Source organism: Hoeflea sp. AS16 (genome assembly GCF_038900095.1).
Classification (GTDB): Bacteria; Pseudomonadota; Alphaproteobacteria; order Rhizobiales; family Rhizobiaceae; genus Hoeflea.
In genome coordinates this window covers 138,258-155,445 of record NZ_JBBMQQ010000010.1, presented here as the reverse complement: position 1 = coordinate 155,445, position 17,188 = coordinate 138,258, and the positions used below count along the sequence as shown (strand labels likewise).

Genomic DNA, 17,188 nt, shown 5'->3' with positions numbered 1-17,188 from the left:
ATTGATGCGCTTTCCCTCCTCCCTCGCTTTCCTTCGCAAGACGCCGTCGATCGGTTTCCGGCTCGCCGGTGCGGCAACGCTGTTTTGCCTATTCACCATTTTTTCCGGCGTTATCGGACTCTATTCGCTTTCCGGAGTCGATTCGATCCGGCGCGAGAACAGCGAACGCCTCGACCCGATGATGACGCACGCCATCGCCATGGGCACGGCAGCCGAGCAGATGAGTGCGGCGATTTCGATTGCGCTGGGATCGTCCAGCGCCAAGACGATTGCCGAGGGTGAGGCAGCGCTGGAAAGTGCGCTGGCGGTCATTCCCGGCAGCCTGGAAGAATTGACAAAACTTGCCGATACCCAGGCCGAGCGGGAGCTTTTGCAGTCGAAGGGCGCCTTGCTCGACGGTGTTTTCACCGATGCCCGGAGCCTGTTGCTGGCTGTTCGCGATGAGGTCTCGGCAGAGGAAGCCCAGGCAGACATCGAAGCCAGGCTGCATGCGGTCGATGCCGAAGCGCTGGGCGCACTTCGCCAACTGACAACAAAGTCGGAAGCGGAGATGAACGGCAAGGGCGATGAGATGCGCGCTGCTGCATCCGCAGGCAACATATCCGTGCGCCAACTTGGCAAGCAGGTCGATACTCTCACCGGCGAGGTTTACCCGGTGTTGCGCGGCGCCTATGCGCTGCAGACAATTTATCAGCTCCAGGGCGAAGCTGTTTCCGGCGCGATGACGGCGGGGACCGTCGAGATCCTCGAAGGGGCTGCGAAGAAGGCAGCCGGACTTGGCAAGGCGCTGGATCGCGAGGGCAAGAAGCTCGCCCAGCGCATGCCCGAGGAACTGAAGCCAAACCTGGTCAGCTTTCAAGACGCAAGCGCCCGCCGGACAGAACTGGTTTTCGGTGAGCAGGGACTGGTCGCCGCGCACCAGCAGGCACTGGAGGCTATTGCCGGGGCGGAAGTGCTGCGCCAGAGCTTTGCCGGCCTGATTGAAAACTTCGAGGGCGAGATAAACCAACTCGTCGCGGATGCCCAGGCCAGGAAGGCAGATGGCGGCGTACGGGCGGATGCTTCGACGGCGAACGCCTTCTGGATGGTCGGGCTGTTCGTGCTGTTCGCGCTGGCCTCATCCATTGTGATCGGTTTTCTGCTGGTCAGGTCGCTTTCAACGCCGATACGGTCGATCACGCAGGTCATGCGCACGCTGGCGGCGGGCGAAAACACGGTCGATGTGCCGTATCAGGGCCGTGGAGACGAAATCGGCGAGATGGCCAAGTCGGTTCTGGTCTTCCGTGACGCTGCTGTCGAAAAGCAGCGCATGGAACAGGAAGCGGAAGAAAACCGCAGCCTGAGCGAAAAGGAACGCGCAGAGCGCGAAGCGGCGAAGCTCGCCGAAGCCGCGAGCCTCAATGAAGCCATCGAATCTCTGGCCCAGGGGCTGCAGAAATTGTCCGATGGCAATCTCACGGCCAATATCGCAACACCGTTCACCGGAACCCTCGACCGGCTGCGGGTCGACTTCAACACCTCTGTCGAGAAACTGGCCGAGACCCTGTCTGAAGTTAAGATCAGCACCGATGGCATCCACTCCAATTCGGAAGAGATGCGATCGGCTGTCGGTGAATTGTCGAACCGCACCGAACGTCAGGCCGCAGCGCTCGAGGAAAGTTCGGCGGCGCTGGCAGAGATCACCTCGACGGTGGAAAGTTCCGCCAACCGTGCCCAGGCAGCGAACCAGAAGGTCGCCGAGGCCAAGACTGCAAGTGATTCCTCAACCAGGGTTGTCACGGATGCGGTTGAGGCCATGGGCAGCATCAAGGGGGCGTCCGACGAGATCGCCAAGATCATCGGCGTGATCGACGAGATCGCCTTCCAGACCAACCTTCTGGCGCTCAATGCCGGCGTCGAGGCGGCACGTGCCGGTGAAGCCGGCAGGGGATTTGCCGTCGTCGCCCAGGAAGTGCGCGAACTGGCCCAGCGTTCGGCCAATGCGGCCAAGGAGATCAAGACACTGATCGGCAAATCCTCGGTCGCGGTCGAGAGCGGTGTCGGATTGGTCAAGGCCACCGGCGAGGCGCTGGCGACGATTGCCAGCCATGTTGTCGATATCAATGAGCACATCAATTCGATCGCCACCGCATCGCGCGAGCAGGCGACCGGTCTGCAGGAAGTCAGCGCGGCGGTCAGCCAGATGGACCAGGTGACCCAGCAGAATGCGGCAATGGTTGAAGAAACCACGGCGCTGACGCACCGCTTGTCGGGCGAAACCACTCAGCTGACGTCTCTGGTACAGCGCTTCCATCTGGCCGAGACAGAGGCCCGCAGAAATCCGGCGCCTGCCGTTGCCGGTTATGCCGCAAAGGCGTATCCGTCGCCGGCAAACGCGATGGTCAACAAGGTCAGGCAGAGCTTTGCCACCAACGGCTCGGCAGCGATCGAGCAGGAATGGTCCGAGTTCTGATCACACCGGTATCCGGATCGTTTTCAGCTTAACTTGCCGGGGGCCTCATGGGTCCCCGGCCTTTTTTTGTGTTGCGGCTCTACCGGTGGCCCGGAAGCTGCGTGTTGCCAGTTCTGGTTCTGATGCGGTTACGCTTCGCCTTCGGGGGATTGGCCGACTGGAGCCTCGGGTGGATCCCTGCGCACCACTTCAACCGGGGTGCGCATGATGATCTCGCGGTGGGGGAAGGGAATGTTGACGCCGTTCTCCTTGAACACGTCCCACAGCGCGAGCAGCACCTTGCCGCGGACATTGGTCAGCCCGGCCTGCGGATCGGAGATCCAGAACCGCAGTTTGAAATCCAGCGACGATGCGCCGAAAGCGGTCATCCAGCATACCGGCGAGGGATTGCCCAGCACCCGGTCGATGGTGCCGGCGGCGCTGATCGCCAGCCTGGTGACCTCGTGCGGATCGCTGTCGTAAGACACGCCGAATTCGACATCGAGCCGGACAAGCTTGTCGGAGAATGACCAGTTGACCACCTGCTGGGTGATGAAATCCTCGTTTGGAATGAGGTATTCGCGCCCGTCGCGGGTGATCACCGAGACAAAGCGGGCGCGCAGTTCCCTGATCCAGCCGAAGGTTTCGCCCAGCGCAATGGTGTCTCCGGGCTTGATCGAGCGGTCAACCAGTATGATGACACCGGAGATGAAGTTGGAGACGACCTTCTGCAGGCCGAAGCCGAGGCCAACGCCGACGGCACCGGAGAACACCGTGAACGCGGTCAGGTCGATGCCGGTCGACGATAGCGCCATCATTCCGGCAGCCACGATAAGCCCGATCTTGACGACCTTGCCTGCAAGAACCTTGAACGATGGTGACAGGTCCTCAACCGTGTGGATCCGGTTGTCGAGGAAATTGCCCATCAGGCTGGCGATCCACAGCAAGCCGGCTGTGACGAGGATCGTGCGCAGAACGAACAGGATCGAGATGCGCAGGTTGCCAACCTGGAATGCCATCTGGTCGAGAAAGGCCGCCGCTTCGGGCCGCAAATCGAGAATGCCGAGCGCCACGTAGGAGAAGATCGCCAGCGAAATCAGCCGGGCGGTGGTCTTGTTGTGAATGATCCGGCTCGACACCCTGATTGCCAGCCAGGCCGAGCCCAGCGCCAGGGTCAGCGCCAGCAGATAGGTGCGCGACGGCCATGTCAGCTCGAGAATGGCCTGCCGGGAGATGGCCAGGAACAGCAGGAAGATCACCCAGTTGATCCGGCGCATGAACGAGACGATGACCCGCAGCAGCCCCGGATTGCCCTTGATCGTCCGGGCCCGCTCTTCAAGCCAGGGTTCGAGCTTGAGCGAAATCAGCCAGGCGGCGACGTAGCAGGCCGCAATGATGGCAATCTGATAGAACGTCCACGGCTGGGCGAAATAGGATCTGCCGGTATCGAGCAGCGCCAGTATGGTTTGTGAAAGGCCAGACACAGCTGTGGTTTCCATCCCCCATTATGGAAGCGAACGGCCATCTTGAGAAGCGCGGATATTTGCCGCGTTCCGGCGCTGTCTTTGTGGAAAGAACTGTACGGTGCGTTTTCGGGCTTGCCAGTTCAGGCCAACGTTCGTTGGATGTGTCTTGTCAAGTATTTGGAGCGCGGGCATAAGCGCGGTTCCAACAAGGGAGCCTGCAATGGGCGTGTCAATGACGGGTATGAAAAGCGGGCAAGGCTGGGGGGCGCACATCTGGGCGACGCTGGCGCTCGGCCTGCCGCTGGTCGGCACCCAGATCGCCCAGATCGCGATCGCCACCACCGACGTGGTCATGCTTGGCTGGTACGGCACCGAGGAACTGGCGTCCACCGTGCTCGGCTCACAGGCCTTTTTCGTCGTCTATATCTTCGGCTCCGGCTTTGCCAATGCGATCCTGCCGCTGGCGGCGCAGGCGGAAGGCCGCAACGATCCCACCCATGTGCGGCGCTCGGTGCGCATGGGCATGTGGATCCTGCTTCTCTACGCAGCGGTGGTCATGCCGGTCCTGTGGAACCTGGAGCCAGCGCTGATCGCGCTTGGCCAGAAGCCGGAACTTGCCGCGCTGGCCAGTGACTATATCCGGATCGCGCAATGGGCCATGTTCCCGGGGCTGATGATGATGGCGCTGCGCTCGTTCTTTGCGGCGCGGTCACGCGCGGGCATCGTGTTGTGGTCGGCGCTGATCGGCACCGTGGTCAACGGCATCCTCAACTACGCGCTGATCTTCGGCTATTTTGGCGCCCCGGAAATGGGGGTGCGTGGCGCCGCGGTGGCCTCGGTTGTCAGTTCGAGCGTGATCTTCCTGATCATGGCCGGGTGGGCGGTGCTGCATCCCAGGCACCGGGAATACCGTCTGTTTCAGCGCTTCTGGCGGCCCGAATGGCCGGCGTTTTTCGAGGTGTTCCGGCTCGGCCTGCCGATCGGTTTCACCATTCTGGCAGAGGTCGGGCTGTTTCTGGCGGCCTCGGTGATGATGGGATGGCTCGGCACGGTTCAGCTGGCGGCCCACGGCATTGCCATCCAGCTTGCCTCGATCAGTTTCATGATCCCGCTCGGTCTCTCCAACGCGGCCACCGTGCGCATCGGCCAGGCCTATGGCCGTGGCGACGAAGCCGGGCTGGCGCGGGCGGCGCACACGGTGATGGCGCTTGCGGTGGTGATCGCGCTCGCTTCGGGTGCCCTGTTCTGGCTGATTCCCGAAACGCTCGTCAGCCTGTTTCTCGACGAGAGCAATGTGGATGCGGTGGAACTTCTCGCGGTTGCGGTGCCGCTGTTGCTGGTGGCGGCCTGTTTCCAGCTTGTCGATGCCATTCAGGCGATTGCCGCGGGGCTTTTGCGCGGCATCAAGGACACCCGCATTCCGATGTTCCTGGCGGTGATCAGCTACTGGCCGATCGGCCTGTCGGCAGCCTACGGGCTTGGCTTCGGGCTCGGATTTGGCGGCCCGGGCATCTGGGCCGGGCTGGCGATCGGCCTCGGGGTGGCGGCGGTGCTGCTCAACCTTCGCTTTGCCAACCGGCACCGGTTCCTCGACGTGGTCAAGGCGTAGGGCACAGCAAGACCAGAACCGGGGTATGCGGCGACGCCAGGCTGATGAGGGCAGTCAACACCGCCTGCCGCCCGGCAGAGGGCTTGGCCATTGGCTGCGGGTTCAGGTCAGGCCGCAATAGTTAACAAAGCGCCGGAGGAAATCCGTGACTTCGGCTTTGTGTGAAGGCTCCAGCATCAGCCGGGATATCTCTTCAGGCGGGAGTTTCATGAGCCCGATCCTGAGAAACGGCTCATCGGTAAACCCTGCGCTGACGGTGGAAAGAACCAGTCGCAGCTGAGCAAGCGCATCGTCGCCACGGTGCGACGCGTGCATCAACGCAATTGGCTTGCCTATGATTTCCTCGCGCGAGACGAGCCAGTCGATTGCATTCTTCAACCCGCCAGGTATCGCCCTGACATATTCCGGGCTGGAGATGATCAGCCCGTCGGCTTCCCGGATCATGCCGATAAAATCCTGCACCGATTGCGGTAGCGGCCTGCGTTCGGCATCCGGGGAGAAAACCGGCAGGCGGGCGACACCGGAGAATACGGTCACCTCGTGATGCGGGCGCGCTATGTCCGAGACGGCATTGAGCATGGCGGTGTTGGTCGATGCACCACGGCCACTGCCGGATATGGCGAGGATTTTCATGCCGGATACCTAGAACAGGCCTGTGCAGCGTGCAACGGCCACTCTTTCCGCACAGCAGAGCTGGCAAGGTGCAGTGAGCGAACGCCGCGGGCTTGCTTTCATCCCGCAGCGCCTCAAAAGGCCGATGCCGGCCTCATGTTTCGGCGATCAATCGTCTGTTTCAGGAACTCAGCGTTCTGCGACAGCCTCAAGGCCCTTGCGTTCGGCGACCATGTTCATGAAACGGCGGAATAGATAGTGGCTGTCCTGCGGGCCGGGGGAGGCTTCAGGATGATGCTGCACCGAGAACACCGGCTTGCCGACCAGCCGCAGACCGCAGTTGGAGCCGTCAAACAGCGAGACGTGGGTTTCCTCGACGCCTTCGGGAAAGCTTTTCGCATCCACTGCAAAGCCGTGGTTCATCGAGACGATCTCGACCTTGCCGGTGGTGTAGTCCTTGACCGGGTGGTTGGCGCCGTGATGACCCTGATGCATCTTCACGGTGGAGCCGCCCAGCGCCAGCGCCAGGATCTGGTGACCAAGGCAGATGCCGAAGATAGGAAGGCCGCTGTCGATCAGCTTCCGGATCACAGGCACGGCGTACTTGCCGGTTGCAGCCGGGTCGCCGGGGCCGTTGGACAGGAACACCCCGTCGGGCGCCATGGCGAGAATGTCCTCGGCGCTCATGGTTGCAGGAACCACGGTGACCTTGCAGCCGAGCCCGGTGAACAGGCGCAGGATGTTGCGCTTGACGCCATAATCAACAGCGACGATGTGAGCTACCGGCTCGCCGGTCTCGGGAAAGCCCTCGTTCCAGACCCAGGGGCCCTGGGTCCAGCTTGAAGACTGGCCCGACGTGGCGTCCTTGGCGAGATCGAGGCCTTCGAGCCCGCTCCATTCAGCGGCCTGGGCCACCAGTGCGGGAATGTCGAAATTACCCGATGGATCGTGGGCGATGACGGCATTGGGAGCACCGTTCTCGCGGATCCAGGCGGTCAGTGCGCGGGTGTCGACGCCGGACAGGCCGATGATGCCGCGGGCCTTTAGCCAGGTGTCGAAATGCCCGGCCGAACGGTAATTGGAAGGATCGGTGATGCTGGCCTTGAAGACCGCGCCGACCGCGCCGATGTGCGCGGCGGGTGTGAGATCCTCGATGTCCTCGTCATTGGCGCCGATGTTGCCGATGTGGGGAAAGGTGAAGGTGACGATCTGCCCCAGGTAGGAAGGATCGGTCAGGATCTCCTGGTAGCCCGTCAGCGCGGTGTTGAAACAGACCTCCGCGCGGGCCTGGCCGGTGGCGCCGACGCCGTGGCCTTTGATAACGGTGCCATCGGCGAAAACCAGGACGGCGGTTGGTTTCGTCTCGGTCCAGGGGCTCGTGGTCATGTCAACTCCGTTCACAGCTGATAAGCCGGCAGTTCACCGGGCTGAGGCCCCTTGATGTTTGATCGGGGCATCGCCATTTAAGATGGCCGGATACCAGCCGCGGTCAGCAGTTCCCGCGAAGAATGGATCTTGGTCCGGTCTTTCAATTGCCGGTAAATAGAGAAGGTGCAGGCTGCGGTCAATCAGCACCGTGGTGTGAGCTTCTCAATAATTAGCTTGAACAGGATGCAGCCATGGGGGTAATCCTCTGCTTCTGCATGTGTAGGCCCGAAAGGGCTGAGAAGGAACTGCCGGAGAAAGTTACATGATGCGTGAACGTTTTAGCGAAACGCTCAAAGATGCGATTCGCGCCAAGGATACGCGCCGTATGTCGACGCTGCGGCTCATCCAGGCGGCGATCAAGGATCGTGATATCGCCAATCGCGGCACAGGCAAGGATCCCGTCAGCGATGACGATATCCTCCAGATCCTGACCAAGATGATCAAGCAGCGCGAGGAATCGGCTGCGATCTACGAGGAAAATGCACGTCTCGAGCTTGCCCAGCAGGAGCGCGATGAAATTGCCATCATCCGCCAGTTCCTGCCACAGCAGCTGCCGGAAGAGGAAGTGCGCGAGCTGTGCAAGTCGGTGGTCTCGGAAACCGGTGCCTCCGGTCTGCGCGACATGGGCAAATGCATGAATGTGCTCAAGGAGCGCTATCCGGGGCAGATGGACTTTTCCAAGGCCTGCGGCATGGTCAAAGGCCTTTTGCAATAATGGCATCTCCGGAAGGCGGGTGAAGGCTGTATTTGTCAACAGCCTGCCTTGCCGGAACCCGGCCAAACGTGCCGCTACCGGGTATTGTTAAGCCCTTGATCTTGGAATGGTTTGACGGCATGACTGCTCATACCCGGCGGCTTGTTGGCAATCGTCCGATTCGCTGGAATTGCTGAATCGGAACGACGCAAAGGAAATCCCCGATCATGCTCAATGCTGCATCTCAAATACATTTCGATCAGGTCGATCGTCATTTTCTGAAGCAGCAGCGGGATCATGTGGGTGTGTCTTCCGACGAAATCGTCGAGTTGCTTGGCTCGATGGTTCCGCTGGGCGTCTGGCGACTGGAGATCGAGACCGGGCTTATTTACTGGTCCGAGGACTGCGCCAGCATTCATCTGATGGAAGCTTCCAGCGACCCGGTCAGCCTGGCCCAGGTTCTTGCACGGTATCACCCGGAAGACGCCATCCTCGTCGAGCAGGTGCTGGGCAAAGTCACCACGGAGCACAACAGCTTCCGCATGGTCCTGAGGGTCGAGGACGGCAAGGGATCTTACCGGCTTGTCGCAACCGCCGGCCGTTACCGCGAGGACAATGGCGGCGAGCTGATCGGCTATTGCCACGAGTATCAGGACATGGTGCGCGCAGTGATCTTGAGCGGTGAGTGACTCGTGAGCGATTTCCCAACTCCGCCCGATTCCTCCGGCTCATTCGCGATGATCGAAACAATCCGGACCATTTTCGATGCCATGCAGGTGCTGCGAAAGACCTGCCTGAGCCACGGGTTCCGTTATTTTTCGGTGATCACGCTGCCTTCGGCGATCTCGGGCGATGATACCTCGATTGCCAGCCTGGCGACGATTTCGAGCTGGCCGCCGGAACTGATCGCGGGGTACGACAGGCTCGGCCTTGCCAAAAACAGTCCCGTGCTTGACCGGTTGCGCAAGCAGATCACCCCGCTGGTGTTCGATATCGAGGACATCACCAGAAGGCGCCCGGGAGAAGAGCCGCAAGACGCCAACGAGCTGTTTTCCAGCTTCGATCTGACAATGGGCGTGTATTTTCCGGTCCATGACAATCACGGCCTGCGCCACGCGGTTTCCTTCGTCGGAGACCGGGATCCGCTGCCGGTGGAAGAATTGTCGACGCTGTCGCTGTTCTCGACCATGCTGGTCGAGCAGATTTCCAGGATAAGTGTCGCCGATCATGCGGCGAAATCGGTTCTCAATGACCGCGAAGTCGAAATTCTCAAATGGACCGCTGAAGGCAAGACCAGCCCCGAGATCGCGCGCATTACCGGGCTGTCCGAGCACACGGTCAATCACTACGCGACGATTGCGACCAAGAAGCTTGGATGTTCCAACCGGACACAGGCGGTGGTCTACGCGATACGTCTGGGTCTGTTCAAGTAAGCCTGTGCCCGTGGGCGCTCTGCCTTGCCGCATCCTGATTTCGCGCCTGGCGATGCTTCGATAGCCACATCAACACTGCCCGCACTCTTCCTGCCGCAAATTGCTGACCGGCGTTGGGTGTCGATCCCGTGGAACCCGGCGGTGTGCATAACGGGGAGTGAGGTGTCAGGGCCTTTGCCAGCACCGGCTGCCATGCCTATATAGGCGGGATCTTCAACCTGTTCCTGCTTGCGCCCGGAGGCGCTCCGATATTGCGGTTTTCACCGTCCTTTCTTGATGACATCCGTGAACGCGTTCCGATCTCGGACGTGATTGGCCGGCATGTGACCTGGGACAGGAAGAAAACCAACACCTCGCGCGGCGACTGGTGGGCCTGCTGCCCGTTCCATGGCGAGAAATCCCCGAGTTTTCACTGCGAGGACCGCAAGGGCCGCTATCATTGCTTCGGCTGCGGCGTGTCGGGCGACCATTTCAAGTTTCTCACCGAGCTTGAAAGCCTGAATTTCCCCGAAGCGGTGCAGCGTGTCGCCGATATGGCGGGAATCGCGCTGCCGGTACAGGACCCGCAGGAGGCACGGCGCGAGCGCCAGCGGGCCACGCTCGAAGACGTCATGGAAATGGCGGCATCCTATTTCGAGGCCGAGCTTCAGGGGCCGCAGGGCGCCAAGGCACGGGCCTATCTGCGTGACCGTGGCCTTTCGGGCCGGACGATCGCGGCTTTCCGGCTCGGCTACAGCAATGACAACCGCAGTGCGCTGAAAGAACATCTGGCCGCGCGCGGCGTCGACAAGGACCAGATCGAGGCTTGCGGACTCGTGGTGCACGGGCCCGAGATCGCGGTTTCCTATGACCGCTTCCGCGACCGCATCATGTTCCCGATCCTGTCGTCGCGCGAGCGGGTGATTGCCTTTGGCGGCCGCGCGCTGTCACCGACCGCACCGGCCAAGTATCTCAATTCCAACGAGACAGAGCTCTTTCACAAGGGCAACGTGCTTTACAATTATGCCCGCGCCCGGCGTGCCTGCGGCCAGGACGGCACGTTGATCGTGGTCGAGGGCTATATGGATGTCATCGCGCTGGCGCAGGCGGGCATCGACAACGTGGTTGCGCCACTGGGCACCGCGCTGGGCGAAAACCAGCTCAAGCTGCTCTGGCGGGTGACGCAACAGCCGGTGCTTTGTTTCGATGGCGACGAGGCGGGCCAGCGCGCCGCCAACCGGACGGTCGATCTTGCCCTGCCGCATATCGGCCCGGGACGGACGCTCAGGATCGCGGTGCTGCCGCCGGGCAAGGATCCCGATGATCTTGTACGCCATGACGGGCGTGAGCCGTTTGACCAGGTGATTGCTTCGGCACGTCCGCTGGCCGATGTGGTGTGGTCGCGCGAGGCGGGCAGCGGCGTGTTCGAAACGCCGGAAAGCCGGGCGGAGCTTGAGCTGAAACTGAGGCAGACCACCTCGCTGATCGCCGATGAAAACCTGCGCCGGCATTACCAGCAGGACATGCGCGAGCGCATGCAGGCGTTTTTCGGCACCGGCACCGGCTACGGCAACCGCGGGCAGGGCAAGTCCGGCGGCGGTTCCTACGGCGGCGGCAATTTCGGCGGCGGCGGGCGTGACGGCAAGCGCGGCAACGGGCGCGGCGACGGGCGCGGCGGTGCAAGCGCACAGTCATCGCGCGGGCTGGCGGTGTCCGAGCGGCTGTCGCAGTCGGGGCTGGTGCGCGGCCACAGTGCAATGCCGTCATTGCGCGAGACCGTGCTGGTGATGACGGTGGCCAATCACCCGCAGATGTTGCATGACGAATTTGACGAGCTGGCGGCGCTGGAGTTTGACGACAAGGGGCTGATGCGGGTCTGGCAGGTGATGCTCGATGCTGCCGCCATTGGCGGCCGGTTTGACCGCGAGCGGCTGTTTGAAGCACTAGAGGCTGCCGGGCAGGGCGAGTTCATCGCCCGGCTTGAAAGCCAGATCCGCAACGCGCGGATCTGGACGGCCACCGTGGAGGCAGCCTCGGAAGATGCGCGCGAGGGCTACCAGCAGGCGCTGTCGCTGCACAAGCGCACCCGCGCACTGAAATGGCAGAAGGCCGAACTCGAGCGCGATATCGCCGAGGCGACGGAAGCCGGCGACGGCGAGGCCATTCCGGGATTGATGCTGGCGCTGCGCGAGGTTCAGCTGGAAGTGGCGCGGCTCGAGAACCAGGAAGCCATTATCGATGGCTTCGGCGTTCTCTCTGGCCGGATCAAGGGGGGCCGCGGCGCGTGAAGCCTGCGCCGGTGTGTCGCAATTCGCCTGCGCCGCACTTGTGGAATCAAACCGGCCTCCTAAATAGGTATTCTGGCGATGAAACCAAAAATGCAGGCAAATTCGCACGAATCGCCCGATCCGAGCGCTTTTTGCCCGTAAAGCCTTGACGGATAGGATTTTTGTGGGAATCACCTGTTGGATGAATAACGCGCGGGATCAGGCAGCTCGAAGGGCTTGCTGCGATATCGTGTTTTCCGGGGTTCGAATGACCGCAGAGCCAACGACCGCAAAGTTGAATGATCGGCATGGTTAATAGGGAATTAAGCATGCGTACGCCACAACAATCCGGATGATTCGCAAAGTGCCGTCTGCCCGAAGGGCGGAAGGTACGCGCCTCTCGGCAGGCGCAGCAGATATCAACCGAATGAAATCCGGGGAAAGTGACTGCCCATGGCAACCAAGGTAAAAGAAGCAGCAGACGACACAGACAACGAGCGCGAAGGCGCTACGCCCGACGGGCCGTTGCTCGACCTGTCGGATGATGCCGTCAAGAAAATGATCAAGACCTCGAAAAAACGGGGTTACGTGACCATGGACGAGCTCAATGCCGTGCTGCCGTCGGAGGAGGTCACCTCCGAGCAGATCGAGGACATCCTGTCGATGCTCTCCGATATGGGCATCAATGTGGTCGAGGAAGACGAGGCCAGCGAAGACAAGGAAGCCGAAGACGACACTGAAACCGAAAGCGAAGGCGGCGAAGTCGCCACCGCGTCGGGTTCTGCCGTTACCGCGACCAAGAAGAAAGAGCCGACGGACCGCACCGACGATCCGGTTCGCATGTACCTGCGCGAAATGGGCTCGGTGGAGCTTCTCTCCCGCGAGGGCGAAATCGCCATTGCCAAGCGCATAGAGGCCGGCCGCGAAACCATGATCGCGGGGCTTTGCGAAAGCCCGCTGACCTTCCAGGCGATCATCATCTGGCGCGAGGAGCTCAACGAGGGCGCCACGCTGCTGCGCGAGATCATCGATCTGGAAACAACCTATTCCGGTCCCGAGGCGAAGGCTGCGCCGCAGTTCCAGAGCCCCGAGAAGATCGAGGCCGACCGCAAGGTGGCCGAGGAAAAGGAAAAGGCCCGGGCCGAGAAGGCCAAGTCCGACGACGTCACCAATGTCGGCGGTGAAGGCCAGTATGAAGAGGAAGAGGACGACGACGACGAGAACAATCTCTCGCTCGCCGCCATGGAGGCCGAGCTTCGCCCGCAGGTGATGGAAACGCTCGACACCATCGCCGAAACCTACAAGAAGTTGCGCAAGCTCCAGGACCAGCAGGTTGAAGCCCGCCTTGCCGCCACCGGCACATTGTCGCCGGCGCAGGAGCGCCGCTACAAGGAACTGAAGGACGCGCTGATCACCGCGGTCAAATCGCTGTCGCTGAACCAGAACCGCATCGACAGCCTTGTCGAGCAGCTCTACGACATCAACAAGCGCCTGGTCTCCAACGAAGGCCGCCTGCTGCGCCTGGCCGAGAGCTATGGTGTCAAGCGTGACGACTTCCTGACGCAGTACTCCGGCGCCGAGCTTGATCCGAACTGGATGAAGTCGATTGCCAACCTGTCGGCCAAGGGCTGGAAGGACTTTGCCAAGTCCGAAGCCAACAATATTCGCGAAATCCGGGCCGAGATTCAGTTCCTGGCGACCGAAACCGGCATCTCTATCTCCGAGTTCCGCCGCATCGTGCAGATGGTGCAGAAGGGCGAGCGCGAGGCCCGCATCGCCAAGAAGGAAATGGTCGAGGCCAACCTTCGCCTGGTGATCTCGATCGCCAAGAAATACACCAACCGCGGCCTGCAGTTCCTCGATCTGATCCAGGAAGGCAATATCGGCCTGATGAAGGCGGTGGACAAGTTCGAATACCGCCGCGGCTACAAGTTCTCGACCTACGCCACCTGGTGGATCCGTCAGGCAATCACCCGCTCGATCGCCGACCAGGCCCGCACCATCCGTATTCCGGTGCACATGATCGAGACGATCAACAAGATCGTCCGTACCTCGCGCCAGATGCTGCACGAGATCGGCCGCGAGCCGACGCCGGAAGAACTGGCCGAAAAGCTCGCCATGCCGCTCGAAAAGGTCCGCAAGGTGCTGAAGATCGCCAAGGAGCCGATCAGCCTCGAAACGCCTGTCGGCGACGAGGAAGATTCGCACCTGGGTGATTTCATCGAGGACAAGAACGCGATCCTGCCGATCGACGCGGCGATCCAGGCCAACCTGCGCGAGACCACCACCCGCGTGCTGGCCTCGCTGACGCCGCGTGAAGAACGCGTGCTCAGGATGCGCTTCGGCATCGGCATGAACACCGACCACACGCTCGAAGAAGTCGGCCAGCAGTTCTCGGTCACCCGCGAGCGTATCCGCCAGATCGAAGCCAAGGCGCTGAGGAAACTCAAGCACCCGAGCCGTTCGCGGAAGCTGCGGAGCTTCCTGGATAGCTAAACGACAGTGCAATGCTGAACAGGCAAGGGCGTGTCCATCGGACGCGCCCTTTTTCATTCCTTGGCTGCCGCGACATATTCGCCCAATCGCATGTATCCCTCTGGAACTCCCCGCCCATCCGCATGATATGCGTACAAACGCCGCCGCATTACGCCGGTGGCCGCCTCATGCCGGAGCCGTGTGCCGATGGAATTTCTTGCAAACCTTCTCAACCAGTTTTCCTGGCCGATCGTCATCATTTTGTGCCTGACGCTGGGGCTGGCGCCGTTTGTTCCCGAGCCGCATATCTGGGAAAAGCTGAAGATGCTGGCGAATGGTACGCTCAGCAAGCCGATCGACATCTTTGACCTGCTGATGCACGCGACGCCGTTCCTGATCGCCGGGCTGAAGCTTGCGCTGACGGTTTTGCCGGCGAAGTAGGTCAAGACAGCTGATGTCGGAAACGGTTGACCCCGGCGTTGATGCCGGGGCCTTTGACGGGCATGCATTCGGGTGACGGCGCACCGTTCAGACGGCCTGCGCCCGCATTGACGCGCGGCCCGGCGTCCACAGCCACAACAGCGTGCCGAAGATCGCGGCATTGAGCATCGGGAAGGCCGCGACCTCGAGGCCGATGACGCCGGTGGCGATGTAATAGAGCCCGGCGCCGAAATCGATCACCTGGATCAGTACCATGTTGCGGATCCAGAACGGGTCGGGGTTTTCGGCACGGGCAAGAGCCGCCATGCCGAGGCCGTAGGCCAGGAAGCGGGCGGCGAGCATGCCGAGCATGTACTGGTTGTCGGCCGGCGGAACGCTCAGTCCCATCCAGGCGAAGAACGGGCCCGGCGCCAGCAGGGTGAGCGCGCCGAGCACGAGTTGCGAGACGGCAACGATCCAGAGCAGTGTTTTCAATCGGGTCATCAGGTTTCTCCTTTTGCAGATGATTGCAAAAGCCTATTCAGAGAGCTATACAAAAGGAAGTAGTTACCAAAAGTATAGCTTGAAAATTCGGATAAGCACATGAAAACAAACATTGTTTGTGACGAGGAATGCCCGGTGGCGAAAGCTTCGGACGTGCTGTCTGGAAAATGGACGACGCTGATCGTGCGTGACCTGCTGTCGGGCAAGAAGCGCTACAGCGAGTTGCAGCGCTCGCTCTCAGGCATCAGCCCGCGGATGCTGGCGGCGCGTCTTTCCATGCTTGAGCAGGCCGGGCTGATCGCCAAGACGATCTATCCCACCGTGCCGCCGAAGACCGAGTATGAGCTGACTGCCGAAGGACGGCGGGTCGAGCCGGTGATTGCCGCGATGGCTGCTTTCGGGGCAGGGCTTGCGCCGGTGCAATAGTGCAGGTGAGCGCTGTCAGCCAGCCTGTTTGCCAAACCCGTGATGGCGCCAGGCGTCGCTGACGGCGGGGTTTTCCAGCACACGGCTTACCAGCATGGAAATCTCCGGCATGGTCTTGGCCGGCTCGTACCAGTCGGCCAGCATCGCCGCATAGACATCGGTGACACTCATGGTCTGGCCGGCAAGGAAAGGCCCCTGGAAGGCCGATGCCAGCCGGGCGAAATCGCGGTCCATGTCGCGTGCCGCCTGCTGCCGGATGGCGTCTGCGGCTTGCGGGCTGGTGTCGGTGGTGTGGCGGGCGGGATAATAATAGCGCAGTGCTGCGGGATAGATGTTGGTCGCCATGAAGATCAGCCATTGCACGGCGGTGGTGTGCGCGGGCGTGCCATGCGGCGGCAACAGCCGGGCTTCGGGAAACAGGTCGTCGAGCGCCAGCAGGATCGCCGCACTTTCGGCAATCACCGGGCCGGAGGCGCAGGCCAGCACCGGCACCTTGCCGGCCGGATTGAGCGCCCGGAACGCCGGCGTGTCGAGCTCGGCGGCATCGTTGATCCTGACGCTGTCAAAGGCCACGCCGACCATGCGCAGCGCCGCCTCGACCACCATCGAGCCCGATCCCGGTTTCCAGTACAGCGTATATCCGCTCATCTCGCTCTCTCCCGTCTGTCTCTCATGTGCCTGTGATGGCGTTTGTCATGGCAGGTTCGGGGGAAACGGACAAGCCGGTGGCCTGCCGGGCGGCGGGGCCCGGCAGCAGCAAGGTCAGTCCGAGGGCATCAGGAAGACTTCGCGCACCGTGTTGCGAGGATTGGCGTCGAGCGCGAAGATCACCGCGTCGGCCACGTCTTCGGGCTGCAGCTTGTCGGGTTTTTCCTCGTCGAAGAAGGCGGTGTTGACCATGCCGGGCGCCACCACGGTGCAGCGGCCGCCCCACTCTTTCATCTCCTCGGCCAGGTTGCCGGCATAGCCGTGCACGAACCATTTCGAGGCGCCGTAGACGGAGCCGGAAATATGCACCCGTCCGGCGGCCGATCCGGTCATCACCATGTGGCCCTTGCGCAGGCGCAGATGCGGCATTGCCGCCTTGGCGGTGTAGAGCAGGCCCTTGATGTTGACGTCCACCAGAGTGTCCCATTCGTCGGGGTCGCCGTTCTCGGTGCCTGCGGCTTCGACTCCCATCCCGGCATTGGCAAAGGCCGCGTCGACGCCACCATAGGTGTGCCGCAACCTGGCCATCGCCTGGTTCAGCTCGTCCAGGCTGGTTACGTCGCCGGGCAGGGCCATGGCGCGGTCGCCGAGTTCCTCGACCAGCGCGTCGAGCTTGTCCTCAGAGCGGGCAAACAGCCCGACATTCCAGCCCGCCAGCCGTGCCGCCCGGGCGGTGGCGGCGCCGATGCCGCTGGATGCGCCGGTGATGAAGAGGGTCTTTGTGGTCATGAAACAG

At 61.8% G+C, this 17,188-nt stretch carries 15 protein-coding genes; 9 read left to right on the top strand and 6 right to left on the bottom strand.

Annotated features, from left to right (window positions below; translation table 11 throughout):
• Positions 1-4: 4 nt before the first annotated feature.
• Positions 5-2,452 carry a methyl-accepting chemotaxis protein gene (locus WNY80_RS19910; protein ID WP_342889150.1) on the top strand — a complete coding sequence of 816 codons (2,448 nt, stop codon included), beginning with the start codon at positions 5-7 and terminating at the stop codon, positions 2,450-2,452.
• 128 nt (positions 2,453-2,580) lie between these two features.
• On the opposite strand, the gene WNY80_RS19905 is transcribed toward WNY80_RS19910, so the two are convergent.
• Positions 2,581-3,894 carry a mechanosensitive ion channel domain-containing protein gene (locus WNY80_RS19905; RefSeq protein WP_342889174.1) on the bottom strand — a complete coding sequence of 438 codons (1,314 nt, stop codon included), beginning with the start codon at positions 3,892-3,894 and terminating at the stop codon, positions 2,581-2,583.
• 235 nt (positions 3,895-4,129) lie between these two features.
• Here WNY80_RS19905 and WNY80_RS19900 point away from each other — a divergent pair, with 235 nt between their 5' ends.
• The gene (locus WNY80_RS19900) at positions 4,130-5,506 is read left to right on the top strand and encodes an MATE family efflux transporter (RefSeq protein WP_342889149.1); all 1,377 of its coding nucleotides are present in this window, start codon (positions 4,130-4,132) and stop codon (positions 5,504-5,506) included.
• A gap of 102 nt (positions 5,507-5,608) precedes the next feature.
• Here the strand turns inward: WNY80_RS19900 and WNY80_RS19895 are convergent, their stop codons facing one another.
• Both WNY80_RS19895 and carA read right to left on the bottom strand, forming a co-directional pair.
• Complete coding sequence (locus tag WNY80_RS19895) at positions 5,609-6,139, bottom strand: NADPH-dependent FMN reductase (protein ID WP_342889148.1); 531 nt, start codon at positions 6,137-6,139, stop codon at positions 5,609-5,611.
• A gap of 168 nt (positions 6,140-6,307) precedes the next feature.
• Complete coding sequence (gene carA, locus WNY80_RS19890; protein WP_342889147.1) at positions 6,308-7,504, bottom strand: glutamine-hydrolyzing carbamoyl-phosphate synthase small subunit; 1,197 nt, start codon at positions 7,502-7,504, stop codon at positions 6,308-6,310.
• Positions 7,505-7,811: 307 nt separating this feature from the next.
• Here carA and WNY80_RS19885 point away from each other — a divergent pair, with 307 nt between their 5' ends.
• The 6 genes from WNY80_RS19885 to WNY80_RS19860 all read left to right on the top strand — a co-directional run bounded on the left by WNY80_RS19885 (position 7,812) and on the right by WNY80_RS19860 (position 14,835).
• Positions 7,812-8,261 (top strand): GatB/YqeY domain-containing protein, encoded by a 450-nt coding sequence (locus WNY80_RS19885; protein WP_342889173.1) that lies wholly within the window; start codon positions 7,812-7,814, stop codon positions 8,259-8,261.
• A gap of 206 nt (positions 8,262-8,467) precedes the next feature.
• Positions 8,468-8,929: a hypothetical protein gene (locus tag WNY80_RS19880; protein ID WP_342889146.1), complete on the top strand. Its 462-nt coding sequence runs from the start codon at positions 8,468-8,470 to the stop codon at positions 8,927-8,929.
• Positions 8,930-8,932: 3 nt separating this feature from the next.
• Complete coding sequence (locus WNY80_RS19875) at positions 8,933-9,673, top strand: LuxR family transcriptional regulator (RefSeq protein WP_342889145.1); 741 nt, start codon at positions 8,933-8,935, stop codon at positions 9,671-9,673.
• Between the two features lie 251 nt (positions 9,674-9,924).
• Entirely contained in the window at positions 9,925-11,940 is a 2,016-nt protein-coding gene (gene dnaG, locus WNY80_RS19870; protein ID WP_342889144.1) for a DNA primase, read from the top strand.
• 432 nt (positions 11,941-12,372) lie between these two features.
• On the top strand, positions 12,373-14,415 hold the full coding sequence (gene rpoD, locus WNY80_RS19865) for an RNA polymerase sigma factor RpoD (RefSeq protein ID WP_342889143.1): 2,043 nt from the start codon (positions 12,373-12,375) through the stop codon (positions 14,413-14,415).
• Between the two features lie 186 nt (positions 14,416-14,601).
• The gene (locus WNY80_RS19860; RefSeq protein WP_342889142.1) at positions 14,602-14,835 is read left to right on the top strand and encodes a hypothetical protein; all 234 of its coding nucleotides are present in this window, start codon (positions 14,602-14,604) and stop codon (positions 14,833-14,835) included.
• An 87-nt stretch (positions 14,836-14,922) separates the two neighbouring features.
• On the opposite strand, the gene WNY80_RS19855 is transcribed toward WNY80_RS19860, so the two are convergent.
• Positions 14,923-15,318 (bottom strand): hypothetical protein, encoded by a 396-nt coding sequence (locus WNY80_RS19855; RefSeq protein WP_342889141.1) that lies wholly within the window; start codon positions 15,316-15,318, stop codon positions 14,923-14,925.
• 99 nt (positions 15,319-15,417) lie between these two features.
• Here WNY80_RS19855 and WNY80_RS19850 point away from each other — a divergent pair, with 99 nt between their 5' ends.
• A complete protein-coding gene (locus WNY80_RS19850; RefSeq protein WP_342889140.1) occupies positions 15,418-15,744 on the top strand; it encodes a helix-turn-helix domain-containing protein in 327 nt (108 codons plus the stop codon).
• A gap of 15 nt (positions 15,745-15,759) precedes the next feature.
• On the opposite strand, the gene WNY80_RS19845 is transcribed toward WNY80_RS19850, so the two are convergent.
• Both WNY80_RS19845 and WNY80_RS19840 read right to left on the bottom strand, forming a co-directional pair.
• Positions 15,760-16,392, bottom strand: coding sequence for a glutathione S-transferase family protein (locus tag WNY80_RS19845; protein ID WP_342889139.1), 633 nt, complete (start codon positions 16,390-16,392; stop codon positions 15,760-15,762).
• A 114-nt stretch (positions 16,393-16,506) separates the two neighbouring features.
• Positions 16,507-17,181 carry an SDR family oxidoreductase gene (locus WNY80_RS19840; protein ID WP_342889138.1) on the bottom strand — a complete coding sequence of 225 codons (675 nt, stop codon included), beginning with the start codon at positions 17,179-17,181 and terminating at the stop codon, positions 16,507-16,509.
• Positions 17,182-17,188 lie beyond the last annotated feature (7 nt).